This window comes from Lacisediminihabitans sp. H27-G8 (assembly GCF_046156175.1).
Taxonomy (GTDB): Bacteria; Actinomycetota; Actinomycetes; order Actinomycetales; family Microbacteriaceae; genus Lacisediminihabitans.
The window spans coordinates 494,672-518,020 of sequence record NZ_JAYLVL010000002.1; the positions used below are offsets into that span (position 1 = coordinate 494,672).

24 protein-coding genes are annotated in these 23,349 nt (G+C 64.4%); 6 read left to right on the forward strand and 18 right to left on the reverse strand.

The features are described from left to right. Nucleotides 1-345: 345 nt before the first annotated feature. The 4 genes from VLI63_RS07050 to VLI63_RS07065 form a co-directional block, all read right to left on the reverse strand. Nucleotides 346-975, reverse strand: a complete 630-nt coding sequence (locus VLI63_RS07050) for a TMEM175 family protein (RefSeq protein ID WP_409156153.1) — start codon at nucleotides 973-975, stop codon at nucleotides 346-348. Nucleotides 976-1,437: 462 nt separating this feature from the next. Beyond that, nucleotides 1,438-1,791 carry a helix-turn-helix transcriptional regulator gene (locus VLI63_RS07055; protein WP_409156154.1) on the reverse strand — a complete coding sequence of 118 codons (354 nt, stop codon included), beginning with the start codon at nucleotides 1,789-1,791 and terminating at the stop codon, nucleotides 1,438-1,440. A 186-nt stretch (nucleotides 1,792-1,977) separates the two neighbouring features. Further along, nucleotides 1,978-2,508 carry a hypothetical protein gene (locus VLI63_RS07060; RefSeq protein ID WP_409156155.1) on the reverse strand — a complete coding sequence of 177 codons (531 nt, stop codon included), beginning with the start codon at nucleotides 2,506-2,508 and terminating at the stop codon, nucleotides 1,978-1,980. Between the two features lie 543 nt (nucleotides 2,509-3,051). After that, entirely contained in the window at nucleotides 3,052-3,417 is a 366-nt protein-coding gene (locus VLI63_RS07065; protein ID WP_409156156.1) for a winged helix-turn-helix transcriptional regulator, read from the reverse strand. A gap of 99 nt (nucleotides 3,418-3,516) precedes the next feature. Between VLI63_RS07065 and VLI63_RS07070 the strand changes: the two genes are divergently transcribed. Next, nucleotides 3,517-4,158: an NAD(P)-dependent oxidoreductase gene (locus VLI63_RS07070; RefSeq protein WP_409156157.1), complete on the forward strand. Its 642-nt coding sequence runs from the start codon at nucleotides 3,517-3,519 to the stop codon at nucleotides 4,156-4,158. Here VLI63_RS07070 and VLI63_RS07075 read toward each other — a convergent pair. The 6 genes from VLI63_RS07075 to VLI63_RS07100 form a co-directional block, all read right to left on the reverse strand. Next, nucleotides 4,155-4,292, reverse strand: a complete 138-nt coding sequence (locus VLI63_RS07075) for a hypothetical protein (protein WP_409156158.1) — start codon at nucleotides 4,290-4,292, stop codon at nucleotides 4,155-4,157. The genes VLI63_RS07070 and VLI63_RS07075 overlap by 4 nt on opposite strands. 753 nt (nucleotides 4,293-5,045) lie before the next feature. Continuing rightward, entirely contained in the window at nucleotides 5,046-5,393 is a 348-nt protein-coding gene (locus VLI63_RS07080) for a YciI family protein (RefSeq protein WP_409156159.1), read from the reverse strand. Nucleotides 5,394-5,739: 346 nt separating this feature from the next. After that, nucleotides 5,740-6,582 (reverse strand): DUF6671 family protein, encoded by an 843-nt coding sequence (locus VLI63_RS07085; protein ID WP_409156160.1) that lies wholly within the window; start codon nucleotides 6,580-6,582, stop codon nucleotides 5,740-5,742. Beyond that, a complete protein-coding gene (locus tag VLI63_RS07090; RefSeq protein WP_409156161.1) occupies nucleotides 6,579-6,896 on the reverse strand; it encodes a DUF190 domain-containing protein in 318 nt (105 codons plus the stop codon). Before VLI63_RS07090 ends, VLI63_RS07085 begins: the two co-directional genes overlap by 4 nt. Next, entirely contained in the window at nucleotides 6,884-9,340 is a 2,457-nt protein-coding gene (locus VLI63_RS07095) for a DUF2309 domain-containing protein (protein WP_409156162.1), read from the reverse strand. Before VLI63_RS07095 ends, VLI63_RS07090 begins: the two co-directional genes overlap by 13 nt. Next, on the reverse strand, nucleotides 9,337-10,791 hold the full coding sequence (locus VLI63_RS07100; protein ID WP_409156163.1) for a proton-conducting transporter membrane subunit: 1,455 nt from the start codon (nucleotides 10,789-10,791) through the stop codon (nucleotides 9,337-9,339). The genes VLI63_RS07095 and VLI63_RS07100 overlap by 4 nt, the downstream gene beginning before the upstream one ends. Before the next feature lie 105 nt (nucleotides 10,792-10,896). Between VLI63_RS07100 and VLI63_RS07105 the strand changes: the two genes are divergently transcribed. From VLI63_RS07105 to VLI63_RS07115, 3 genes are all read left to right on the forward strand, one after another. After that, nucleotides 10,897-11,199, forward strand: a complete 303-nt coding sequence (locus VLI63_RS07105; protein WP_409156164.1) for a helix-turn-helix transcriptional regulator — start codon at nucleotides 10,897-10,899, stop codon at nucleotides 11,197-11,199. A 96-nt stretch (nucleotides 11,200-11,295) separates the two neighbouring features. After that, a complete protein-coding gene (locus tag VLI63_RS07110; RefSeq protein ID WP_409156165.1) occupies nucleotides 11,296-12,576 on the forward strand; it encodes an ArgE/DapE family deacylase in 1,281 nt (426 codons plus the stop codon). Nucleotides 12,577-12,775: 199 nt separating this feature from the next. Next, nucleotides 12,776-14,287, forward strand: a complete 1,512-nt coding sequence (locus tag VLI63_RS07115) for a CHAD domain-containing protein (RefSeq protein ID WP_409156166.1) — start codon at nucleotides 12,776-12,778, stop codon at nucleotides 14,285-14,287. Nucleotides 14,288-14,383: 96 nt separating this feature from the next. Here VLI63_RS07115 and VLI63_RS07120 read toward each other — a convergent pair whose 3' ends face one another. After that, nucleotides 14,384-15,202, reverse strand: a complete 819-nt coding sequence (locus tag VLI63_RS07120) for a bacteriorhodopsin (protein ID WP_409156167.1) — start codon at nucleotides 15,200-15,202, stop codon at nucleotides 14,384-14,386. A gap of 149 nt (nucleotides 15,203-15,351) precedes the next feature. On the opposite strand from VLI63_RS07120, the gene VLI63_RS07125 reads away from it, so the two are divergent. After that, nucleotides 15,352-15,870: a MarR family winged helix-turn-helix transcriptional regulator gene (locus VLI63_RS07125; protein ID WP_409156168.1), complete on the forward strand. Its 519-nt coding sequence runs from the start codon at nucleotides 15,352-15,354 to the stop codon at nucleotides 15,868-15,870. Between the two features lie 465 nt (nucleotides 15,871-16,335). Here the strand turns inward: VLI63_RS07125 and VLI63_RS07130 are convergent, their stop codons facing one another. Further along, entirely contained in the window at nucleotides 16,336-17,091 is a 756-nt protein-coding gene (locus tag VLI63_RS07130; protein WP_409156169.1) for a GAF and ANTAR domain-containing protein, read from the reverse strand. Between the two features lie 34 nt (nucleotides 17,092-17,125). Beyond that, nucleotides 17,126-17,827 carry a GAF and ANTAR domain-containing protein gene (locus tag VLI63_RS07135; protein ID WP_409156170.1) on the reverse strand — a complete coding sequence of 234 codons (702 nt, stop codon included), beginning with the start codon at nucleotides 17,825-17,827 and terminating at the stop codon, nucleotides 17,126-17,128. A gap of 201 nt (nucleotides 17,828-18,028) precedes the next feature. On the opposite strand from VLI63_RS07135, the gene VLI63_RS07140 reads away from it, so the two are divergent. Continuing rightward, a complete protein-coding gene (locus VLI63_RS07140; RefSeq protein ID WP_409156171.1) occupies nucleotides 18,029-18,577 on the forward strand; it encodes a GAF domain-containing protein in 549 nt (182 codons plus the stop codon). 9 nt (nucleotides 18,578-18,586) lie between these two features. Here the strand turns inward: VLI63_RS07140 and VLI63_RS07145 are convergent, their stop codons facing one another. From VLI63_RS07145 to VLI63_RS07165, 5 genes are all read right to left on the reverse strand, one after another. Next, entirely contained in the window at nucleotides 18,587-18,925 is a 339-nt protein-coding gene (locus VLI63_RS07145; protein ID WP_409156172.1) for a hypothetical protein, read from the reverse strand. Nucleotides 18,926-19,074: 149 nt separating this feature from the next. Then, nucleotides 19,075-19,359, reverse strand: a complete 285-nt coding sequence (gene csrA / locus VLI63_RS07150; protein ID WP_409156173.1) for a carbon storage regulator CsrA — start codon at nucleotides 19,357-19,359, stop codon at nucleotides 19,075-19,077. Between the two features lie 4 nt (nucleotides 19,360-19,363). After that, nucleotides 19,364-20,221 (reverse strand): hypothetical protein, encoded by an 858-nt coding sequence (locus tag VLI63_RS07155; protein ID WP_409156174.1) that lies wholly within the window; start codon nucleotides 20,219-20,221, stop codon nucleotides 19,364-19,366. Then, nucleotides 20,199-22,244 (reverse strand): flagellar biosynthesis protein FlhA, encoded by a 2,046-nt coding sequence (locus VLI63_RS07160; RefSeq protein ID WP_409156175.1) that lies wholly within the window; start codon nucleotides 22,242-22,244, stop codon nucleotides 20,199-20,201. The genes VLI63_RS07155 and VLI63_RS07160 overlap by 23 nt, the downstream gene beginning before the upstream one ends. 2 nt (nucleotides 22,245-22,246) lie before the next feature. After that, complete coding sequence (locus tag VLI63_RS07165; protein ID WP_409156176.1) at nucleotides 22,247-23,347, reverse strand: flagellar biosynthesis protein FlhB; 1,101 nt, start codon at nucleotides 23,345-23,347, stop codon at nucleotides 22,247-22,249. Nucleotides 23,348-23,349: the final 2 nt, after the last annotated feature.

The following is a 23,349-nucleotide window of genomic DNA, read 5'->3' on the forward strand; positions in this document are numbered from 1 at the left end:
TCTCAAGCAGATCGAGACTTTCGCCCTTAGTCCGGCCAGGAAGGCCTTGGATCTGTTGCGCTGGAAGGTGACATCTGAGAGGACGCAACGGCGGGCACCTGAAGCGCCCCGGGCCGGACGATCCGCGGGCGGCATCCTTATCCATCACGGGAGCAGCCTCGAGGCCAATTTTCGACCAGAGAGGCGGCCCGTAGGCGGAACGTTGAAAACGACATATCTCGAGTCGATCGTCTCTCGGTAGCTTCTCACGCCGACGGTCCCACGCTCACGACCCAGAAAATACGCAGACGGCCTCGCATGTGACCGCCGTGACGGGCACTTCTTCATTGGTGGTTCGCGGAACTGTCACTCGATACCGCGCTCCGTGCGCATTAACGAGCCGAGGTAGAACAGGGGCAGCACGCCAAGAATCGCCAGCGCGAGAAGAGGACTGATGAACGCAAGCGCGAACGCGGCAATTGGCGGGAAGACAGCGAATAGCTGCACTTTGCGTGAACGGGCCAGCGCCGGCACCTCAGACGGATCGATAAGCAGTTCTGGTGTCTCCTCCACATACCAAGAGAGCCAATACCAACTGAGCGACAACGCAATGGAAATTAGGGCGAATAGTGCAACTGCGACCACCTGATCGCTCCGCTCTCCCATCCGCTGCGAATCCGAGACAACTCCGGCGGCGAAGGGTACGAGAGAGGCCAGCAGCAGTTGAAGAAGATTCTGGGCGATGAGCCGCGCATTGACGCGAGCAATACGCGTGAACAGGGCATGGTGTGTCATCCACACCACACCGATTACCAGAAACGCTGCCAGGTAGGCGACGTAGGTTTGCCATTGGGCAAGAAGTTCGCTCAAGAATTCGCCTTTGCCCTCTGGTGCGTGCAACTCGAGCACAAGCAGGGTGATGGCGACGGCGAAAACTCCGTCACTGAACGCTTCCACGCGGGTGGACTCGGCAAGACGCCGGTTCGTGGTTACCAAGGTGGGCCTTTCTGGCTGGATAGGGGACCAGGATTGATGCGCGGAAGTCGGGTAACACAGATGGGGGTTGTGCCTCCCTTACCTACACTAATTAAAGTGCGATTTTGCTAGATCTTTCAATCGAGCGTGGACGCCGACGTCCAAGGGGTGTGACGCCGGGCGCCAGGTGTACGCGAGCAAAGATGATCGACGCACATTCTGTGATCATCTCGAAGACGTCGAGTGGTGCCGACCCGTGCCCTCATCGAATGAATGGCGAACGGGTCTGCTGCGTTGGAAGGTGACGGCTCAGATAACGTCAACCACGGGCGCCTTTATAGTGCCCGCGGGCCTCACGCTCAGAGGGCCCTTTCTCTTACGGTCGCCAGGGCTGCCTCAACACCGTGTTGCGACCACGTTGGGTGCCTGCCGCGGAACAGCAGGTGCACATCAACTTGGGGTCCGAAGACGTCCAGGGAATCGTCAACGCCGGTCACCGATGGGGCGAGACCAGCGCATCGCGAAGTAGGTTGGCGCGATTTGCAGCTCATTGGCGTTCGCTTTTCGGTAGGCCGAAGGAGATAGGCCGACGATCTCCAAGAAGGTGCGGCTGAATGTCCCGAGACTGCTGAAACCCACAGACATGCACATCTTGGTCACGTTCGCGTCATTGTGGCGCAGTAGGACCATTGCTCGCTCTACTCGGCGGCGTTGCAGGTAGTGGTACGGAGTCTCGGCGAATACTCGTTTGAATTCTCGGATGAAGTGGGCTCGCGTCACGTAAACGAGTGCGGCGAGTTGTTCGACGTCTAGTGGCTCGGCGTACCGGTGATCCATGTGGTTGCGGGCGCGAACTCGTCATTCGACGGACGACCAGCGGGCCGTAATTGGTAGCGCTCCCCGCGACCGACTTGAGGGCGATTGCTGACTTGAACGGGTGCCCGCCACAGCAGACGAAGAGTCCGACGCCGTCATCGTCGGCAGCCGGGTGCGCCGCTCACTGATCCGCAGCTAGGCCCCCGATCACTTCGAGGTATTCGAAAGAGGCTTCGGGGACAGAGATCCTGCTGCCTGCCAAGGAAAATATCCCGGGCCTGTAGCTTTGGAAGAGGACTTCAATGCGCCGAGCGTAGATCGGGCCAAACGCTGGACGGCAGCAGCCCCCTCTCCCGATTGGACTGTGCCTTCGGCGTCTTCCGGGTATATGTCTGCATTGATCTCCTGAACATCTTTGGCCCATTGTTGGTGAAAGGTGGACTTGTCATCGATGAAGCGGGTGTCGAAACATTCGATCTGCGATCGGGCGCCGTTAGCAACGAAGTCCACTCTCGTCGAATTATTTGGGGCCGATGTTGTGACTTCCAACTCAACGAGACTGTGGATGAGGTCGGTTAGAGCGTCCACGCATGACTGTCGTTTAGCGTCGAACTGAGCCTGGGCCGTTGAGCCGTTGAAGATCAGAAGGAAACTGATCATTAGCGAGAACGCCGCAAGCACCAAAGAGAACACTGACAGGATGCGGTCAGATAGTCCTCCGCGCTGAGATTCAGTCATGGCTCATTTTGCTCGCGGCCCGCCAAGTCCGCTAGGTCGAATCGGGTGCCGGCACCAAGCTTGTCGGCGCGTCGATTGCGTTAACAACAACTCTCCACGCGTCGCCGTGGACGCTGGTAACTGCCGCCCCGCCTCCAGAGCCAATACCTGTATGAGAAGTTTGACTCCGATTTCGATGCGAGAATCTCCTGCAGGATTTCGAAGAGGCGATTAGCTTGCTCTTCGGGCGAGGTAATCACAGCTGAGAGCGTCATCAGAATCTGCCGAGATGACCGAGCTGACTCGGGCGACGACACGGGACGGAGTTGCACGAGCAGCACGGCATCCGGGCCAACGCGGTCGCGCCGGGCGGCACGCTGACCGGCATACGCCCGGGCAAGACCAGCGAGTTCGGCCAGAAGCGGCGCGACAGCCAAGTCGCTGATGTGCCGATCGCGCTCCCCGAGGCGCTCACCGCGTCGATCACCCTCCTGCTCAGCAACGTTGGCGTGAATATCAACGGCGCCGTGCTGCCCTCCGACGGAGTCGATGTTCTAGTCGGCGCTAACCGGCGAGGCGAGACTCGTAGTCGGACTGAGACTCCGCGACGCCGCCGTAATGGTCAACGGACCAACGCTCGAGTGCCCTGAGAGGTTCTATGAGCGTTCGACCCGCCGGGCTGAGCCGATATTCAACTTTGACCGGCACTTCCGCCGTCACGGTGCGAACCACAAGCCCGTCGCGTTCCAGCGCCCGCAATGTCTGCGTCAGCATCTTTTGCGAGATCCCCTCGACGCGGCGCATGAGTTGGGAGAACCGCATGGAGCCGTCGCTGAGCGCACCGACGATGAGGACGGTCCAGCGACCGCCGATCAGATCCAGGATGCGACGAGTGGGGCATCCTTCCTGATACGGATCAAGTTCGACCATCGAATACTCCGCTCGGTTACCAGAAAGTGCCTACTTACCGATAGTAACCAGTTTCGGTAAAATGGATTCACCGCCCCACTCTCGATGTAAAGGAGCTCCATGTCTCGCATCACCATCCTCGGAGGCACCGGTTACACCGGTTCGAACATCGCCCGAGAAGCAGTCGCTCGCGGACACGAGGTCATCTCGTTCAGTCGTCACGCGCCCGAATCCGCCATCGAGGGCGTGCGCTACCGCACGGGCTCGATGAGCGCCGAACTGCCCGACCTCGTCTCGAGCGCAGACGTGGTCATCGGTGCGCTCGCGCCCCGAGCCGAACTCGCCACCGGACTAACGGACGTCTACGCGACCCTCGCGAAACTAGCTGCCCAAGCTGCGACCCGAATCGGTATCGTCGGCGGATTCAGCGCACTTCGTCCTGCTCCCGATGCACCGCGCATGGCCTACGGGGACGACGTGCCCCCGCAGTTCGCGACGGAGGCCCGCGTGATGGCCGAGGTGATCGATGAGCTATCGGCGTCGGCCCCAACCGGATTGGACTGGTTCTACGCGAGCCCCGCCGCGACCTACGGTTCCTACGCCCCCGGCGAGGACCGGGGCACCTACCGCACCGGCGGAGAAGTTGCAATCTTCGACGCCAGCGGGTCGTCGGCGATTTCCGGAGTGGATTTCGCCAGAGCGATCCTTGATGAGATCGAGGCTCCGTCTCACACGCGCTCGCAGTTTGGCGTTGCCTATTAGGCGCTCGGGGCACCGCCGACCTCGAGCTCGGTGACGCTGCGGTCGTCCTTGCGGGTGGTGTTGCTGCCCGGCGATGACGATCGCCCGGCCTGTGAGATCTCGACTTCCACCAGCTGACCGATTGACGCGGCCAAGTGGCCAGGGGGTCGAGCGCGAAGCTGCCGCTGGAGTCGTAGTCGTCCGTCCTCAGATCCTCCGGGCGGAGCTGCCGACGGTCCTGCCACTGCGGATGTGGTGCGGCTCGCCGAGGTTGGGGATCACAGTGCCGGCGGGGTCGAAGACCTAGACCAGGCCGTTGGCGCCGTCGTGCCCGATGATCGTGAAGCCGTGGATGTTGGACTCAGTGAGGTACTGCGCGTGGTTGTCGGTGTTGACAAGCCGTGGGGCGCGTCAACACGTCCACTAGTTCACTATGTCGACGCACATAGCGTCCGGGTTCCGACTCGGTTCACCGACCAAGCGAGGCTCGACGAACTCGAGAACCGATCATCGACGACTCACGATGGCTCTCGCTCTGACCTCTCCTGCAGACGGACTTCCTGCGGACGCATCCTGAGCGCAAGAGGATGACGGAACAAAGCCTGAGGTGCGAGCAGGTAGACGACGCCCCGTCCCCGCGGTCGCGAGGGAGCTCGTGGGAGTCGAGGGCTCAGAATGTTGAAGGTGATGAACAGAACCAAGGCAGCCGTGAAAGGAAAGCCGCCGGATTGTCGTGGGAGAACTGCCAACGCACTCTTTAGCATTGCTCACGGTAGGCATCAAGTCGGTCACCGGGAGTACCGTGCCTTGCCGTCCGTTCCAAGTCCGGCTTACGGGCAACAGTCGAACCTGGTTCGGAGACGACGGCGACGCAGCATTGACGCCACCCCGATCGGGATGGATTTCGATCAAGCGCCGATTTGTCGGACTTCGATGGGCGCAAAACGGCTTTCGTAAAGCTCGGCGGCTATGGCGGACGCGCGTTCGATATCGGCGCAGTCGAGCAGGTAATAGCCCGATGCGAAGTTCTCCCCACCGTGAAGCGGGCCGTCGGAATTCGACGTGACTCCGTTTTCGGTGCGGACGATTCGAGCACCCGCCGGAGTGACGTTGAGCTCGCCGCATTCGATGAACTCGCCGGTTTGCTTCACCTGGGCGATGAGGGCACCATGCGCCCTCTCATTGGCTGACCAATCCGCAGGCCCCAATTTGGCCCACGCTTCTTGACTGCCACCGACCAACAGAAGGAACTTCATGAAGAGATCTCCGTAGGTTGCAGGGCGCCGGAGGCCGTCCACTACAACACCCGTGGTTCGGCCCGAGGTTGGTACCTGATTGCTCCCCTGTCTGGCGGTTGCCGGCTGGGACGATTGTTGCTCAGCGTAATACTCTTCCTCGACCAGCCCGTGGTGAGGCTACTCGAAATGAGATGTGGATCGGGGTCTCTCCGAGAGGCTCATCCATGCCAACACCCTGCCCGGCCGTGTTCACGGCGTGGGCACTCGCGAACAGAAGACGCGCCTCCGGGCTGAGCCACTTTTTCGGAACGATCGGCGATTGCTGCGAGAACTCGATAAGGGAGTCGTTCTCAGCAAGGCCGAGTTAGGGGTTGCAGTAGTCGCACCATGCAGGTTCCGCGCGGAGGTGCGTTCGCGGAATTCGCGTTCGGTGGGAGCATTCGCAGCATCCGTGGAGGTCGGCGGCAATGACCTGGGTGGCCGCACCACAGTCCGAGCAGGGCAGACCGTGTTCCACGTCGACTCTCCCGAACCCGGGGGCATGGCAGTTGGGGCATTCGGTGGCGAGGCGTTTGGCCATCTGATTGCAGAGGGTACGGATGATATCGGCTCGGGAGGGCGCGCGGTGAGCCCGGTAGTCGGGCTGCACGATCACGGCCGATCCGCTCGCAAGCAGTGCTTCGGCGGTTGCCTGGAGCTCGTCGAGTTGGGTGAAGTCCTTGTGGGCGATCATGTGTCCGTCTTGCGCGCTGTGCAGGACGACCCCTTGGGAGGGGAAGCCCAGAGCTCGAGCAAACTCGCGCGCGCGGACGGGGGTGGTGATGGTGCATCCCCCGGGGAGAGGGGATGTGGTGAGGGTCCCTTCGATGAGTTCCAGTCCGAGGTCGTCATCGATGAACAGCAGAATCTCCCTCTGTTCGACCAGTGGTCCGGAGCTTCCGCTAAAGCTTCCCTCCGACGCGAGCCCGTATGGTGACCTGGCGATCTGCATGCCGAGGCGCGCTTTTGCATGGGCTGCATCTCGCGGGGTGAGGATGCGGGGGATATCGCCGGCTAGGGTGCCGAACTGGTCCGTGTCGAGGCCGGGTGGGGCGGCGACGGTTGCACCGAGAATGCGCCGGAATGCGCCGCGGGCAAGCTGTTCTTTGCCGTGCATGGTCGCGAAGGTGATGTTGCGTCCGGTGTAGTGGGTCAGGGCTCGGGTCATTGGAAGTATTCAGGCCGTGAGACGTAGGTGTCGGCGACGAACATCACTCCGCTGGAGGTGCCGAGAAGTTCGCGAATTGCGTCGATCAACTCGGTGGCTTTGTCGGGGGGTAGGACGGTGATGATCATGGTGAGGGTGTCGTATTCGTTGAACAGAAGCGCGCCGGAGTGCTGGCCGTGATGACCGATGCCAGACACTCCCGAGACAGCCGTATAGCCGGTGGCGCCGGAGGTGGTGATCAGTTCGCGGATGTCGGGTGCCTCGCGGGCGGGGATCACCACTTCCAGTCGGGTCATCAGTGTCATGTTGTCCATGTTGATTGTCCTTTCATCGGTTCGGTGGTCGTTACCCACCCATAGGAGGTGTAGCGGCGCCAGGGGGCATGGGCGTGGGCGCGAGCGGTGAGGGTGATCCAGTCGTTGTCGAGCAGGTGTCTGAGTACTTGGTTGCGGGAGATGATGTCGCCGACCCGGTCGAGCGGGGCTTGGATGATGACCGTCAACCGCATCGGTTCATGGAAGAGTTTCGTGCCGAGACCGACGGACTGCCACGGCAGTCCGCGGCGGAGGTCTCCGGCGTGGCCGGCGAGCACTCCGATGGTGCCGACGGCGTTGTGGATCGTTTTTGTTCCAGCACCGAGGGTGTCGGGGTTGAGGGCGGAAAAGTAGTACTGGTGGTTTATCCACTGCGCGACCACGAGGGGGGCCGTCATGATCGTCTCCAGCGCGGTTCCGTCGAGGTCGAGGGCGGTGTCGTAGGAATGCAGGAAGACGCGCCGGCTGAGGTCGACACCGCGAGTGAGAGCGCGGGGGCCGATGATCATGGCTGCGTTTCCGGCGAGCCCGAGCTCGGGGTAGACCTCCGCCCAGTCATCCGCCCTGGCTTGCAGGCGCGATGCTGACTGCCGTTTAGTGGCTCCGGGGAGATCCGACGCGCGCTCGTGTAGCAGCCTTCTCCCGGCAGCACGATGCAGGCCCTCAAACTCGGCGATCAGGCTGCGGTGGCTATCGGGGATGAGGTGACGGTCGAGCACGGTGAGGGTGTCGCGGGTGGTGTTGTGGTCGGCTGCGACAAACACCGTCCCATCCGGGATGTGAATTCCGCGGAGAAGAAGCATCGCCCGCACACCGGCGTCGTTGAAGATCGCCGCAGCGGCACGCGCGTTCGCTGTTCCGGGGTTTCCTCCGCACGCACCGCAATCCAGAGCGGATTGATAAAGGTTGTTAGCGGATTCTGAGAAATGCCCGGCCAGTACCACCAGCGGTGCGAAGTCAGAAAGGCCCATCATTCTCACCGCGGTCTCGGCGATCCCGGCCCGCTCTTCGAGCGTGAACGAGTCCGCCATCGTCACAGAACCACGCAGCGGATCAGGGCGGGCGAGAGTGCGGCGCAGGCGCTGGTAAAGCGTGGGCGTGAAGGTGCGCAGGAGGCTGGTTGCGCCGTAGAACCAGCCGGTGGTCTCCGCGAGTGCGAACGGGGTCCCGGTGCTGGAGTCGGCCGTATGGGCCGCGTGACGCAGGGCATCCCTGGCGCGACCCCGTGCGAGATGCGCCTGAGCCTGAAGGGGCAACGCCGGCCGTTCTGTGAGGCTGTGGCGTGGCGTGAGCAGGGCCGGGAGAGAGTCGACGCTTCCCCGCGCGCCATAGCGGGCAAAGCGAACCGGCACTCCGAAGAACCCCGCGAAACCAAGAGTCTCCACCGTTTCCGATGTTTCCAGGTGGCGTCTCATGCCTTCTGACCGGGGGTCGATGCACATCACCACCTGAAACTGGGGCCGCGCTGTGCTCGGCGGGGTTGTGGAACTCAGGGAAGGAAGTAGGGAGTTGCGGTAGTTCAGTTCGTAGGCTTTCTGCCAGGTGAACCGGTGCTCGTCTGGCCGGTGATGGGCCAGCACGGCCGCGACGGCCGCGACGTCCTGACGAGTGTGCCGCTCACTGAGATATCCGGTGACCTGTTCGGCGCGCCGCCATAGCAGGACTCGTTCGTCGGCCGGGGAAGGGAGTGGTCGCGGTGTCAGGGGGATGGCGAGGAGTGCACGCAGCACGAAACGGACGGCCAGGTAGGAGGTCAGGTCGATGTCGCCGTGTTTCTCTGCACGCCACTTGATGTAGCCGACCCAGCCGGGAAGGTACTCGAGTTCTTGGGCGAGAGCGGTGCGGATCAGTTCGGGCGTAACCGCCAGTCGCCCCAGGGCCCACTCCAGCGCGGCGTCCGCCGACTCCGACACTCCCCGAAGGGCGCGCCGTGCCGCCCGCGGCAAGGAAAGGTCCCGGCTTGCCAGCCATCGCCACGCTCCAAATAGCCCCTCCCGTCTGTGCGGCATCGGCCAGAGAGGATCGGGGTTGAGATACGCAGGTAGCCATGCGGCCAGATACTCGTCAAGCCACAGCATCGACCGAGAGGCCGGTGCGGGCTCGGCCGTCCCGGTCGGGCTCTCCTGTGCAGAGGTCATGTCGAGGACTGCGACCCGAACGGCCGCCACCGCCTTGCCGGCCACGTTGATCGTGGCTCGAGCGAGTTCCGGCACTCGTTCGCTGATCGCCTGCTCCAGGTCAGCGTCGGCGATGCGACCCTCCCGCAGATCAGCCAGATACCCGCGATGTTCGCGGGTGAGCGCAACCTTTCGCGCAAGGACACGGTGGAAGGGAACGGGTTCGTACCCCGCCAGAGGGTTCACCGCGATGAACGACTGCAGCGGCCACGCGGGCACGATGTTTTGCGCCGCTGAGGCGATTTGCGCGCGAAGAATCAGACTCATGACAAGACTCCAGTGACAGCCGGCGGACGAGATACGGTCGCGGTCAGCGATCGGACATAAAGCAGATCGCGGATGCCCGCGAGCCACCGTGTGCTGGCGAGCAACTGCAGCCCCAGCAGTCCGAGTGCGGGCAGTAGCAGCAGCCAGGCGGGGGCAGCGGAGATCGGGAACGCGGGTTGAATGGCGGAGGTGAAGGTGTGCAAGAACACCACATAACCGGCCGCGAGAAGCACGGTCGCGCCGATGCCACCGACAAAGGTTCGCACGGTGAAGTTCGTCATCAGCGCGAAGGCCAGCGCGACGGAGGCCGTGAGGGATACGAATGCGAGCAATCCGAGCGTCGCCGCTGAGGTGGAGGGGAAGAGAATCAGAGTTACGGCCAGCAGAGTTGCGGTCGGCACCACGACCCCGACCACTATCGATACACCGAGAGATGCACGCGTGTGGGGTGTGACAGGTGGCAGATCCCGGTCGATGGCGTGCTCGCTCACGCCCATCCCGGCGCCCAGAAACAATGCGGACTTGAAGAGCGAGTGAGCGATCAGGTGGAAGATCGCCGCGGCGAACAAGCCGAGGCCGCACGCCATGATCATGAATCCCATCTGCCCCATGGTCGAGAACACCAATCGGCCCTTCACGTCCGCCCGGACCAACCGGACGGCGGCGGCATAGGTGAGTGTCGCGGCTCCTGCCAGAAACACCACCGTCATGACTGAGGTGTGCAGCGCGATAATGGGAGCGAATCGGAACAGCAGGATCGCTCCCGCATTGACGACGCCCGCGTGCATCAGCGCGGATACGGGGGTGGGTGCCGCCAAGGTGAAAGGCAACCAGCCCTGGAACGGGACCTGGCTGGAGCGCGCCAACGCGCCCGTCACGAGCAGTGCCGCGACGATCAGTTGACCCGGTAGGGGAAGGGCCGCACACACGGCGGCCAGCTGCCCCCAGGACACGTCCCCTCCGGAGGCCGCCAGCAGCACGATCACAGCCAGCACGAACGCAGCGTCGGCGATGATGAATCTCACGGCGGTGGACCGCACCCCTCGCCGAGCCTGAGCCAACGGCCAATACGTGCCCAGTAGCAGCAGCAGAGCGAGCCCAGCGCCCATCCACCCGACCGCGAACACCGCCACCGAGCCTGCACACAGCATCAGCACGGTGAATCCCGTCAGGAGGGTGCACGAGGCCACAAACCACAGCTGGCGAGTGTCGCCGCGAAGGTACCGGAGCGCGAAAGCCTGGATCAGGGTGCTCAGCCCCAGCACCAACGCCGACAACACCACCGCGAGACCATCCCATCGAAGCGTCGTCTGACCTACCCCCACCGGCACAGGGGAAGACGAGAAGACAGGAGGAATCGCAGCGACCGCGATGACGAATCCGACACCGATCATCGTCGCCACGAGGCGGGCGACGACCTCGGCCACACCGCCCGATCGAGTGTTGTTCATACCCGCCTCTCAAAACGCGTTAATCAAAACACGAAAAACATAGCACGTATTAAATTGCGGGTATCGGGAAAGCGGGGAATCAATGTGGTGGGGGAGAATGGGCGGATGGCGCACTGGACGTTTCTGACGAATCACGCCCACGTGCTGCTGTGCGTAGCGGATAACCCGAACGCCCGACTTCGGGACGTGGCTGAACAGGTCGGCATCACCGAGCGGGCAGCGCAACGCATCGTCACCGAGCTGGAAGAAGCCGGCTACCTCGAGCGGGAGCGCGACGGCCGACGCACCATCTACCGGCTCAACACGGCCATGCCGTTGCGGCATCCACTGGACCGCGACCACCGCATCGGAGAACTTCTTGCGACGTTCGCCAACTCCGCAACCCGCACGGATAGCCCCTCGATATGACGATGGTGACCCATCGATGGTGGCGGTAGGACCGACTTCCGTGGCTTGAGACCCTCGATGGCCCGGCCCAACGCCTGTCGCCGCTAACGTGGGTGGATGGCGGAACTTTCCACAGCTGAGATGCGTGTCCTCGAGTGCATTGATGACGAGGCTCTCGTGGGCGATCTGGTGGAGTTGATTCGCGTGCCCAGCGTGACGGGCTCCGATGCGGAGTCTGATCTCCAGCATCGCGGTGCCGATACGCTACGCGAGCTTGGTTTCGAGGTGGACACCTGGAAGTTCGATCTCGATGAGTTGTTCGCGCATCCGGATTTTCCTGGCATCGAAGCAGAGCGGCGCGAAGGCTACGGGGTGGTTGGCACTCTGGGCGGTTCGACGGTTGGAAACCCAGCGTTGGTGCTGCAGGGCCACGTCGATGTGGTGCCGACGGGCGATCTGGACAAGTGGATCGACCGCGATCCCTGGAGCGGCGCAGTCCGAGGCGGGCTACTCCTCGGGCGCGGTGCCTGCGACATGAAGGCCGGAGTTGCCGCCAACATGGCTGTAGCGCGAGCACTCGCAGTGTCGGGAGTGATCCTCGAGCGGGGGTTCGGATTGCATTCGGTCGTGAGCGAGGAAGATGGGGGGTTGGGAGCGTTCGCGACAATGCTGCGCGGCCACCGCGCGGAAGCGGCCGTCTTGTCGGAGCCCACGAGCGGCCGACTTGTAGTGGCGAACGCCGGCGCGCTCACGTTCGAGCTGCGGGTTGCGGGCCGCGCGGCGCACGGCAGTATGCGGCTGGAAGGTCAGAGCGCGTTCGATGCGTTCCTGCCGGTGCATGCAGCGCTTCTCGAGCTCGAGCGAGAGCGCAATGCCGAGTCTGATCCGCTCTTCAGCACGACCTCCCTTCCATACCCGATCTCTGTTGGGACCGTGCGTGCCGGCGACTGGGCAAGTAGCGTTCCCGACTTGCTGATCGCACAGGGGCGTCTTGGGGTGCGTCTCGACGAAGCGCCTGCGGATGCTCGAGCGGCCCTTGAGACAGCTATTGCTCGTGTATCGCTGAATGATCCGTGGTTGCGCGACCACCCTGTTGAGGTGGATTGGCGGGGTGGACAATTCGCCAGCGGCCGCATCGATGGCGCGCATCCCTTTATTGATGAGGTCGCCGCCGCGATCTCTGCCGTCGAAGGGCGCGAAACAGAACGGGCGGCCGCGCCGTATGGCAGCGACCTTCGACTCTATGCCGGCATAGGTGGCATCCCGACCCTGCACTACGGACCCGGGGACGTGCGCTTTGCCCATGCCCCTCGCGAGCAAGTGGAGATCGAAGAGCTTTTGAGGGTGACCCGCTCACTCGCGGTCTTGGCAGCCCGCACCTGTGGAGCCCATCTCTAAGTGATTGCGGTTTCCCGGTTTCCCAGATCGTCTCGTTGCGACGACCCTGCCGCAGCGATAGGGGCCGCTCAAGTCGAACGTCGTCTGGCGTGATGGCCCTCACGACATCGACGCGTGGAGTCTCCTCCCCCATCGCCGATCCCCCCGTCGCCGATCCCCGATTCATCCGCCATTCACCGTCGAGACCTACACTCTCGTCATGGTGAACCCGGATTCAGCGGAGATCGAGCGCAAGTACGACGTCACGTCGTCGACCGCAGTACCGGACCTGCCGTCGATCGACGGGGTCTCCCGGGTGGAGGGGTCCCAGGTCTTCGTCCTCGACGCCGTGTACTTCGACACCGCGGACTTCGTTCTCGCCGCGCATCACATCACCCTGCGGCGGCGCACCGGCGGGGATGACGCGGGATGGCACCTGAAACTGCCGGTGTCGGACGACGAACGCTCCGAACTTCATGAGCCTCTCGGCACGGACCCGCAATCCGTACCTCGCCGACTGCGCGAGCAGGTGGCGGTGCTCGTGCGTGCAGGCGAACTCGCTCCCATCGTGCACCTCACCACCCGCCGCACCGTGCACCGGCTGCGCGGACCACACGACGAGCTTCTCGCCCTGTTCTGCGACGACGAGGTGACAACGCAACGGCTGGCCGGCGATCCGCTCGAGCAACACTGGCGGGAGTGGGAGCTCGAGCTTGTCGACGGGCACATCCCCCTTCTCGACGCGGCCGAACGGCTGTTCTCCGCCTCTCGCGTCTCACGTTCCGACTCCCGTTCGAAGCTCGCTCGCGCTCTCGGAGACAGCGTGCCGGAACATCCGCAACCGGCTGCGCTCGGTCGTGATACGGCCGGCGCGCTGCTGGTCACGGCCCTGCGGGAATACCGCGACGAACTCGCGCGAACCGATCCCCTCGTGCGGGAAGACCGGCCGGAGTCGATCCATGACATGCGTGTCGCGACCGCCAAATTCCGCGCCGCCGTAGGCACTTTCCACAGCCTCCTCGCCGATGACGAGGCGACCACGCTCCGCACGGAACTGGGATGGATCGGGCACATCCTGGGCGCCGCGCGCGACCTCGACGTGATCGCCGCCCGTCTCGCCGGTCGGCTGCGCACCGAGTCGCAGCCCCAGATCATCGGACCGATCGGCGAGCGGATGTCCCACCAGCTCTCCGAAGACACCTCAGCCGCGAAGGCGGTGCTGCTCGAGTCCCTGGACTCGGCTCGCTACTTCCGGCTTCTCGACCTGATCGATGCCTTCGTCGCCGACCCGCCGCTGCGGGAGAGCGCCAACGGTGCGGCCGCCGCTGTGCTTCCCGGCATCGTCGATCACCGCATCCGCGCACTGTTCACGGCGATGCACGATGCAGACCAGACGATCGATCGCTCCCGTCACGACCTCGCGCTTCACGAGGTGCGGAAAGCGGCGAAAGAGGTGCGTTACGGCGCCGAGGTGCTGCTGCCGATCCGGCCGAATCGGGCGCGTCGACTCGCGAAGATCGCCAAGCTGGTGCAGGACACGCTCGGCGAGCAGCACGACAGTGTCGTCGCGCGCCAGACCCTCGAGCGGCTGGCTGCCGCCTCCTACCTGCTCGGAGACAACGGCTTCACGTACGGACGACTCCACCACACCGAACAGGACCTCGGAGAAGACGCGGAGGCGCGCTACGAGAAGTTGCTGCGCCGCATCCCCAGGAGCATCCGACAGGCCTGAACGCCGTCGCCCCACACACCAACGGCGCGCTCCCTCGGTGAGGAAGCGCGCCGTCGTCCGTGCCGCTTGCAGGAGCGGCGGTGGTGACCGTGTCTGCTACTTGCGGATAACAGGCACGTCGTCGTGAGCGGACTCTACTGCCGCGAATTCAGGGTTCTCCTCGTAAGACTTCGCCTTGGCGACTCCGAAGATGATCAGGGCATAGACGGCTTTGGCCACGATGTCTGCGATCGAGTAGCCGACCTGCTTCGAGACCCAGGCATCCGCACCGCCGATATTGAGAAGCGGGAGCAGGTACGCGATCGGGTAGACGCCCCAGCTGAGCAGGAGAAGGAAGCGAAGCCGACCGAGGGTCTTGCGAACCGAGGGCGGCTGCGTGTTGAGCGACTTGCTGAGCTGCACGAAGAGCACGTAGAGGATATACGCGAAGGGGATGGTGGAGAGGAGGCCGAAGAGACCGCGCAGGCCGTTGTCGCCGCTGATCTCACCCGGGTAGCCGAGCGCGATCATGAGCGCCGCGGCCGGGACCAGTCGCATGAGCAGGCCGGACTGCACCTTGCGTGCGAGCGCGAGCACCGCGACCAGTTCGACGAGCAGCAGGGGTACCGTCAGCAGCCAGTCGACATAGCGATAGCCCTCGTTGAACGACACCCCGACGGCCTGGCTGTAGTTGCCGTTGCCGCCGACCGCCTTGGAGACGAAGGCTTCCTTGAACGAGTCGAAGATGCGGAAGTAGTGATACGCCGCAATGCCGCACACAATGATCGCAACCGTGATCGCTTGCCGGTAGCGCGGCAGAATCCGTGGAAGGGAGATCAGCAGAAACACTGCAGTGAACAACTGCGACGCGATGACGAGCGACAGGAAGTTGTAAACGGTGGCGTATTGCCCCTGCGACAGAATGTCGGGAATCACTGGGTCCTCCTTGGACGTGTGTGAAAGTGATTGAATTATCTAATTAAAACGATAAGTTAGTAAGAAAGTCAAATGGTTGACTTCGGTCTGCGACCTGACTATGTTCCGCTCCCCTAAACTGGCTTATTCGGTAAGAGACAGGAGGTCTCATGAGTACAGAGACTGGTCAGTCTCACACCCTCGACGGATTCCCCGCCGCGGCCGTGGAGTTCGTGAACGTGATGCAGCGCAACCGCGAGCGAATCGGAGAGGATGCCGGGCTCTCACCGAGCGAACTCCGCGCCCTGTTCCGCGTGGCTGCCGAGGTCAGCGTCACGCCGAAGCAGCTTGCCGGCTACCTGGACATGACCACCGCGGCGGTCACTTTCATCTCGCGCCGGCTCGTCGAGTCGGGGCTGATGCACCGGGTCGATCACCCGAACGATCGCCGGAGCCTCTACCTCGAACTCACTCCACTCGCGCACCAGATGATGCTCGATGTGCATCGCGGATTCGTCGAGCTGCTCGAAGCTGCGACGAGTGAGCTCAGCCCGGCAGAGCTCGCGACCTTCTCGGGAACCCTGCAGTCGGTGGCGCGCTCGATGGTGCGTCACTCGACCCGGTCCGACTCTGCGGAGCCGCGGGAACCCCTCCGCTCGAGCGGCGCCGGTTCTCCGACCCACCTCTGAGTCAACAGGGCGACCGTCAGACGAATCGGGCCGCCTATTGCGCCCTCTCACGGATAAGCGACATTCCCTTGATCTGGGAGGAATATACCTTGATAATTGAGTTGCTTAATAGTCCAACAATCGATGATTCGCCCCGCAGCACCTAGCACGCTTCACTCAACCCGACAATCTGCCCGTCACTGGGCGCCGACGTCGACCCGAATCGAAACGGGAGGCCCCCAGTGGCGGGCACTTGCCTGTGCGGGCGCTTGCCTGTGCGGGCGCTTGCCTGTGCGGGCGCTTGCCTGTGCGGGCACTTGCCTGTGCGGGCACTTGCCTGTGCGGGCACTTGCCTGTGCGGGTACGTGCCTGTGTGGGTACGTGCCTGTGCGGGCACGTGCGCCGGGCGCGAATCACAACGTCGTCGCGCCGATGGTCGCCAACAGAGATCAGGCGATGGTCGTCGCTACGGCGATCAGGCCGCAGTTATCGCACCGCACCCGGTTGTGCCGCGCCGGCGAGCTTGGGGATGAGGTCGAGAGTCCTGTTTGCCACCCCTTCCGCGACGACCCGCAGGCTGAGGTTGTTGTTGCGCGCATGCGCGCGAAGCAGCAGGAAGGCGTCCTCCATCGACAGCGCGCCGGAGTGGGACAGAACACCCTTGGCCTGCTCGATCAGGACCCGACTGTCCAGCGCACGTTGCAACTGTTCGGTGACCAGCTGGGATTGAGCGGCGATGCGCTCCTGGAGGATGCCGATGGTCGCGACATCCGCGAGGGCCTGCGCGACGGCGGCGTCGCGACGCTTCAGCGTGCCGATGGAGGTGCCGAAGAGATTCATCGTGCCGATGATCTCACCGCGGAGCCGCATCGGCGTGGCGTGTACCGACAGGAAACCCTGCTCCAGGGCGGCCGCCCGGAAGTCGGGCCACTCCTCCGTGGATGCCTGGATATCGGGAACCGACACCGCCTTGCCGGTGGTGAAGCAGTCGACACAGGGGCCAGCACCGGCGGCAAGCTGCATGACCTCCACCAGGTCCGCGCGTTCGCTGGTGGATGCCACGACCTGCAGTTTGCCGTTGCCGTCCGCGAGCATGAGCCCACCGGCCTGTGCATCCAGAATCTCAGTGCACTCGCCCACGAGGGTGTGCAGGAGGTCCACAACGTCGTAATCGGCGGTGAGGGTGTCCGCGACCGTGACGAAGGCTGCGTTCAGCCTTGCTTCCCTAGACATCGCGCCCATGAGTCACTCCTGTCCTGCACATCGTATCCCGCGGTCAGTTGGGTAATTGACGAAAGTCGAGAAGTCTCGCGACGACATCGGTGGCGACATCCTCCACGGTGCGACCCGACACGAAAGCATGGCCGCGCAACAACGAGAAGGCCTCGGTCGCGGTGATCTCCAGTTGCGCGATGATCATGCCGGTGGCCTGGTGCACCTCGCGACGCATCGTGGGGGCGCCCGCGTTCTCCGGGGCATGGTCGTGTTCGGCCGAACTGATCGCCGTCTTCACCGCAGAGGCGGCAACCTGGTCGGCGAGCGAACGAGCCAGTGCGACCATCAGCCCGTCCAGCGCGCCCGGAGTGGTGCGGTAGAGGTCGACAACGCCCACGGTTACCGCGCCGACCGCGATGGGAAAGGCGAAGACCGCTGCTGCCCCGAGCCGCGCGGCGGCAGCGCCGAAGACCGGCCAGTTCGACGTGCTCTGCAGCGAGAGATCGGGGCTGAAGACCGGCATGCCCGTCTTCATCACCTCCCACTGCGGTCCCTCCCCCAGGTCGAACTGCAAGCCCTCCAGTTGTGCGGCGACGGTGTCGCTCGAACACACTGTCATGCGTCGGGCGAGCGTGCCGATCACCGAGATCGAGGCACCGGTCACCGGAAGCTGCTCGACGAACGGCCGACAGAGGTCATTGCCCCAACTCCAGCCCGCGATCTCGGACAACTCTGGCTCGTCGGTGGTGCCGGGGTTGCCCATCAGAGGCCCTCGAACATGGTTCACAGAACATTCGGCACCGGAACAACGCGTCGACTGTGCACGCAGTCGATGCTGCGCACGTGCCTAACCGTACAACCTCGCCACCGATCGGTCGCGTTGACCGCGACTGCACGCGACACTACAATTTGGGTACTCGCTCTGAACCCCGGCAGTAGTCACTTGCACCTATCCGGGAGAGACATGTACAGGTCATCCGCCTCACAGGCAGACCACCGGGCCGCCTCCTCGGTCAGCGAGTCCACCAGGGCGCGAAACACCCTGATCTTCGCCGCGCAATCGCGTGCGCGGCTCGACCAGTCCCTCGATGTCGTCGTGGTCGCAGCGCAACGGGTATTGACGACCCAGACCCGACTGCGGGAGCTTCTTGCGGCGAACCGCAGCATCGCCCGCTATCGGGATCGCTCCGCCCTGCTCGGGGGCATCGTCAATTCGGCCGTCGCCCTGGTCGAGGCGGGGTCGGGTGTCTTCGACGTCTACGCCTCGGACGGACGGGCGGCGAGCCAGGTGCGTTGCAAGAGCGACGCGCAGCGGCCGACAGGGGCGCGAACCACGCAACTGCGGGTGCAACTCGACGACGAGGTGTTCGGAACCCTCTACCTCGGCAGGGACGGGCCCGATGAATTCAGCGCGGAAGACGAGCAGCTGCTGAGCTCGTTCACGGAGATGGCGGCGATCGCCATCTGGAACGCGAACAATCGCGAAGAGTCGGCTTCCGTCCTCGCCGGGTAGCGGATCGACTCAGCCGGCGAGTTCGGCGACGAGAGCGGCACCGAGGGTGGACTCGGTCTCGGGGCGGGCGACGCGGCGACCGGAGGAATGCTTGGAGTTCTCGACGGCCCCGAGTCCGAGGTCGAGCAACTGGGACTCGGTCCAGCCGGCGGCGATCGCGGCGTGGCGGGCGGCATCCACGGCGGCGATGGTGGCCTCGAGTGCGCTGAGACGCACGGCGAGCTGGTGGACGAGGTCCATGCGGTTGTTCATTTCGGCGTCGACGATGGCCTGGGCCTGCACTGTGGAGTCGTCCGGATCGAACGTCGTGCGAGTGAGGTAGTGGACCTTCGCGTCGGGGCTCATCATGTTGCTTTCTCTCGATACACCGGGAACCCTTTCGGGTGGTAGAACAGTGGGTTCCCTCACTACAAGATGCTGCATCCCCGGGAAGAGTCACAGTCCCCAGTAGAGGGGACACGTTTTGTACCCCGGATTGTCCCCCACGAGAATGTGGGTCAGGAGGCCGGATCGCCGGGCTGTGAGCTGCCGGTCTGCGCTGTGCCGGCCCGCGGCGAAAGCCCGAGCGCCGACTTCAACTGTTCTTCGACGGAATCGTCAGCAGCGGCCGCCGCCACGTTCGCTTCGGCGACAGCGAGCAACACCTCTTCGCGCTGGATCTTGATGCCGCGGGGCGCATCTATGCCGATGCGGATACCGTCACCGCGCACGTCGAGGATGGTGATGGTGATGTCCTCACCGATCACGATCTTCTCGCCCGCCTTACGGGTCAACACCAGCATCGTCTCAGCCTACCGAACCGCTCTCCAGCCAGCCGACCTGGATGCCGAGCTGATGCACCGACTCCGGGGTATCGGTGGTCTCGCTGCCGGTGACGGCGATCGCATCGATGTGCACGTGGGACTGAACCGCGCGCACCCACCGGGCCGTGTCTTCCGGCTTGCGCCCGACATCCACGACCACCCAGACCTGGTCGGCCTTGAGGTACTCGAGGGCGGCGATCGCGTCGGCATCGAGCCCGGACCGGGAGATGCCGAGCGCGATGAACGCGCTGTGCTTCTCCCGAACGCCTGCGGCCCGCGCCGCCATGGCGCTGATGCGATCCTTCACGCGGAAATACCCGTCCGCGCTGACCGCTCCGGCAATGCTCAGGGCCCGCAGCCCGGAGGCCTGGGACATGTCCCGTGCCACCTGCAGAGGGTCGTCGCCGAGCCCGACGACGACGACGAGGTCGCCCGCCGCCTCGAGGGGCGTCTGGCGGAAGACCGTCGGCCCATCGATGAGCGGCACTATCGCCGCGGTGTTGTAGGTGAGATCGGCCATGATCGAGTCGAAGTCCACCGAGTGGGTGGAGAGGCGGGGGATGAGATCGCCGTAGTGCGAGATCGCCTCGGCGGTATCCGCATCGTCGAGCAGTCGGGCGATTCCGGCCCGGGTGGGCAGGTCGAAGGTGTGAGCGTCCCGAGCGGTGCCATCGGGCACATCCACCTCGATCTCGTACCGCCGGGAGGCGAAGAAACCGGAGATCCCCCCGGAGGTGACCGCCTTCACCGCGATGACCTTAGCCAACGGACCGTGTTCGGCGAGCACGCGGGCATTCAGTTCATCGAGTGACGCACCCTCAAGCTGATATCGACTCGGCACCGCGCACCACCCCCACTGTCTCGATGTTCACATTCGCCGACGTGACCTCCTGGTACGACAGCACCGGCAGTCCGCCGGACTGGGCGGAGACGAGTCTACGGATGGCCGGCCGCAGCGCCGGGGCGCAGACCAGCACCGCAGACATACCCGTGCCCTCCACGCGGGAGACCACATCACGCACCGATCCGAGCAGCGACTCGAGCGCGTGCTGGTCGATGAGGATCTGGGTTCCGAGCTCCGAGGGACGCAGGCCCTCGAGCATGGACTGCTCGAGCAGCGGGTCGATCATGATCACGTGCAGGGTCTGGCCGTCGAGGTGCCGGGCGCTGAGGGCCGGGCCGAGCGCAGCACGAGCAGCTTCGATGAGGCCCTCCGGGTCGGCCGAGACTTTGGCCCGCAGGGAGAGCGCTTCGTAGATGCGCGGGAGGTCGTTGATGGGCACCTGCTCGACCAGGAGGCCCTGCAGCACCCGCTGCACCTCGGCGAGGCTGAGGAGCCCGGGCACGAGTTCGTCGACGGCGGCGGGGTTGATCTCCTTGACGCCCTCGGTGAGCACCCGCACGTCTTCCCGGGTGAGCAGGCGCGCGGCATTGCCCATGATGATCGACGAGAGGTGGGTGACGACGACGGATACCCGGTCGATCACGGTAGCGCCGGTCATCTCAGCACTGTGCCGCATCTCGCTCGGCACCCACTTGCCGGCGAGTCCGAAAACGGGCTCGAGGGTGACCGCGCCGGGCAGGGGATCGAGGGCGTCCCCGAGCGCGAGCACCTTGCCAGAGGGCGCGATGCCCCGGCCGGCCTCGACGCCGGCGATACGGATGACGTAGGTCGAGGGTGGAAGCTCGATGCTGTCCCTGGTGCGCACCGGAGGCACGACGAGACCCATGTCCATCGCGATCTTGCGGCGGAGCGACCGCACGCGGGCGAGCAGGTCGTCCGAGGCATCCGACACCAGGTCGACGAGGTCGGGGGCCAGAAGGATCTCGAGGGCATGCACGCGCATCTGCTCGATGAGGTTCTCGGTGGTGGTGCCGATCGCCGGGTCGGCGATGGCGGCCGTCTCGACCTCGAGCTTCTTCACGGCCTCGCGGGCCTTGATGCGCTGGGCGATGATGATGAGCGAGGCGCCGACGATGAGGAAGAGGATGATCGGCATGCCCGGGATGAACGCCATCAGGATGGCGGCGACCCCGGCGATGATGAGCGCGAAGCGGGACTGGCCGAGCTGTGCCGCCGCGGTGGAACCCATGTCGGACTCGGCGTTGGAGCGGGTCACGATCATGCCGGTGGAGACGGCCATCAGCAGGGCCGGGATCTGCGTCACCAGGCCGTCGCCGATGGTGAGGAGGGTGTAGCTGCTGACGGCGTCTCCGATGGAGAGGCCGCGCTGGATCACCCCGATCGCGATACCACCCACGATGTTGATGATGATGATGATGATTCCGGCGATCGCATCGCCCTTCACGAACTTGGAGGCGCCGTCCATCGCGCCGTAGAAGTCCGCCTCTGCGGAAACCTCGGCCCGGCGCTCGCGGGCCTGCACGTCGGTGATCAGTCCCGCGTTGAGGTCGGCGTCGATGGCCATCTGCTTTCCGGGCATGGCATCGAGGGTGAAGCGGGCGCCGACCTCGGCCACTCGCTCGGCACCCTTGGTGACCACCACGAACTGGATGACGACGAGGATGAGGAAAATCACGGCACCGATGATGATCGAGCCTCCGACGGCCACGTGGCCGAACGCGCCGATCACCTCTCCCGCGTAGCCGTTACCGAGCACCAGGCGGGTCGAGGCGACGTTGAGGCCGAGCCGGAACAGCGTGGCGACCAGCAGCAGTGACGGGAAGACGGAGAAGTCGAGGGGCTTCTTTACGAACATCGTGGTGAGCAGTGTCACCAGCGCGAGCATGATGTTGACGATGATCAGCAGGTCGAGCACGAAGGCCGGGATCGGCACGACGAGCAGCAGGATGATGCCGACCACACCGAGCGGCACCGCGAGTTTCGCGAGGTTCTTGTTCATCGTCAGTGCCCTCCAGCGGCGACTAGTTGGTTCATCTCGTGCACGCCCTTCGACGAGCCGCGCTTGCGCAGCGCGAGCACGAAGGCGAGCACGCGGGCGACGGCGTTGTACAGGTCGACCGGGATCTCGTCCCCGAGCTCGCAGGCCGAGTGCAGCGCGCGGGTGAGGGGGATGTCTTTGACGATCGGCACCAGGTCGGTCTCGGCCTGTTCGCGGATGCGCAGCGCGATCACTCCGGCACCCTTCGCGACCACGCGGGGGGCCGACTTGCCCGGCTCGTACTTGAGCGCGATGGCGAAGTGGGTGGGGTTCACGAGCACCACGTCGGCATCCACGATCGAGGCCATCATGCGGTTGCGGCTCATGGCGAGCTGGCGGGAGCGGCGCTGCCCTTTGATCATGGGGTCGCCCTCGGAGGACTTGTTCTCGTCCTTCACTTCCTTCTTGGTCATGCGCGTGCGCTTGCGGTTGCGGCGCATGATCACGAAGACGTCGGCGGCGGCGAGGACGAGCCCGGCGACGACTGCGGAGCGAACGAGGGAGGACGTGCCATCCGTCGCCGCCCTGATGAGCTCGGAGGCGGGGAGGCCGCCGCCGCTCATGAGCACGGGCATGAGCCCCTGGATCACGAAGAGCAGAACGATGCCGACGACGACAGTCTTGGAGAGCGCCTTCACCCCCTGCCAGGCCGCCTGCATTCCGAAGGTGCGCTTGAGGCCCTCCACCGGGTTGAACTGGTCGAACTTGCCGGTGAACTTCTTGAAGTGGATGCCGCCCTGGGCGGCCGCCGTCACGAGCACCGCGATCGTCACGACCAGCAGCAGGGGAAGGATGATGCCCCCGACAGACGCGAGACCGTCCACCAGCGCCTGCATCGCGTGCGCCGAATCGGGGTGGTCCATCACCTCGCGCAGCTGGTACAGCGGAGCGGAGGTCGCGGCGGCCCCCGCAGACACGGTCGCCGGGATCATCACCGCGGCGACGCCGACGGCAACCCAGGCGGTGAGGTCCTGCGACTTGGAGAGCTGCCCCTTCGCGCGCACCTCTTTCATGCGCTTCTCGGTGGCGAGTTCGGTCTTTTCGCCGGAATCTGCGTCGGGCATGG

Excerpts from the sequence above, each read along its gene's own strand:
- VLI63_RS07095 (WP_409156162.1), bottom strand. The coding sequence starts at position 9,340 with ATGAGTCTGATTCTTCGCGCGCAAATCGCCTCAGCGGCGCAAAACATC.
- VLI63_RS07110 (WP_409156165.1), top strand. The coding sequence starts at position 11,296 with ATGGCGGAACTTTCCACAGCTGAGATGCGTGTCCTCGAGTGCATTGAT.
- VLI63_RS07105 (WP_409156164.1), top strand. The coding sequence starts at position 10,897 with ATGGCGCACTGGACGTTTCTGACGAATCACGCCCACGTGCTGCTGTGC.
- VLI63_RS07115 (WP_409156166.1), top strand. The coding sequence starts at position 12,776 with ATGGTGAACCCGGATTCAGCGGAGATCGAGCGCAAGTACGACGTCACG.
- VLI63_RS07145 (WP_409156172.1), bottom strand. The coding sequence starts at position 18,925 with ATGATGAGCCCCGACGCGAAGGTCCACTACCTCACTCGCACGACGTTC.
- VLI63_RS07055 (WP_409156154.1), bottom strand. The coding sequence starts at position 1,791 with ATGGATCACCGGTACGCCGAGCCACTAGACGTCGAACAACTCGCCGCA.
- VLI63_RS07160 (WP_409156175.1), bottom strand. The coding sequence starts at position 22,244 with ATGAACAAGAACCTCGCGAAACTCGCGGTGCCGCTCGGTGTGGTCGGC.
- VLI63_RS07065 (WP_409156156.1), bottom strand. The coding sequence starts at position 3,417 with ATGGTCGAACTTGATCCGTATCAGGAAGGATGCCCCACTCGTCGCATC.
- VLI63_RS07100 (WP_409156163.1), bottom strand. The coding sequence starts at position 10,791 with ATGAACAACACTCGATCGGGCGGTGTGGCCGAGGTCGTCGCCCGCCTC.
- VLI63_RS07165 (WP_409156176.1), bottom strand. The coding sequence starts at position 23,347 with ATGCCCGACGCAGATTCCGGCGAAAAGACCGAACTCGCCACCGAGAAG.
- VLI63_RS07130 (WP_409156169.1), bottom strand. The coding sequence starts at position 17,091 with ATGGGCGCGATGTCTAGGGAAGCAAGGCTGAACGCAGCCTTCGTCACG.
- VLI63_RS07080 (WP_409156159.1), bottom strand. The coding sequence starts at position 5,393 with ATGAAGTTCCTTCTGTTGGTCGGTGGCAGTCAAGAAGCGTGGGCCAAA.
- VLI63_RS07135 (WP_409156170.1), bottom strand. The coding sequence starts at position 17,827 with ATGGGCAACCCCGGCACCACCGACGAGCCAGAGTTGTCCGAGATCGCG.
- VLI63_RS07060 (WP_409156155.1), bottom strand. The coding sequence starts at position 2,508 with ATGACTGAATCTCAGCGCGGAGGACTATCTGACCGCATCCTGTCAGTG.
- VLI63_RS07070 (WP_409156157.1), top strand. The coding sequence starts at position 3,517 with ATGTCTCGCATCACCATCCTCGGAGGCACCGGTTACACCGGTTCGAAC.
- VLI63_RS07090 (WP_409156161.1), bottom strand. The coding sequence starts at position 6,896 with ATGGACAACATGACACTGATGACCCGACTGGAAGTGGTGATCCCCGCC.
- VLI63_RS07085 (WP_409156160.1), bottom strand. The coding sequence starts at position 6,582 with ATGACCCGAGCCCTGACCCACTACACCGGACGCAACATCACCTTCGCG.
- VLI63_RS07125 (WP_409156168.1), top strand. The coding sequence starts at position 15,352 with ATGAGTACAGAGACTGGTCAGTCTCACACCCTCGACGGATTCCCCGCC.
- csrA (WP_409156173.1), bottom strand. The coding sequence starts at position 19,359 with ATGCTGGTGTTGACCCGTAAGGCGGGCGAGAAGATCGTGATCGGTGAG.
- VLI63_RS07140 (WP_409156171.1), top strand. The coding sequence starts at position 18,029 with ATGTACAGGTCATCCGCCTCACAGGCAGACCACCGGGCCGCCTCCTCG.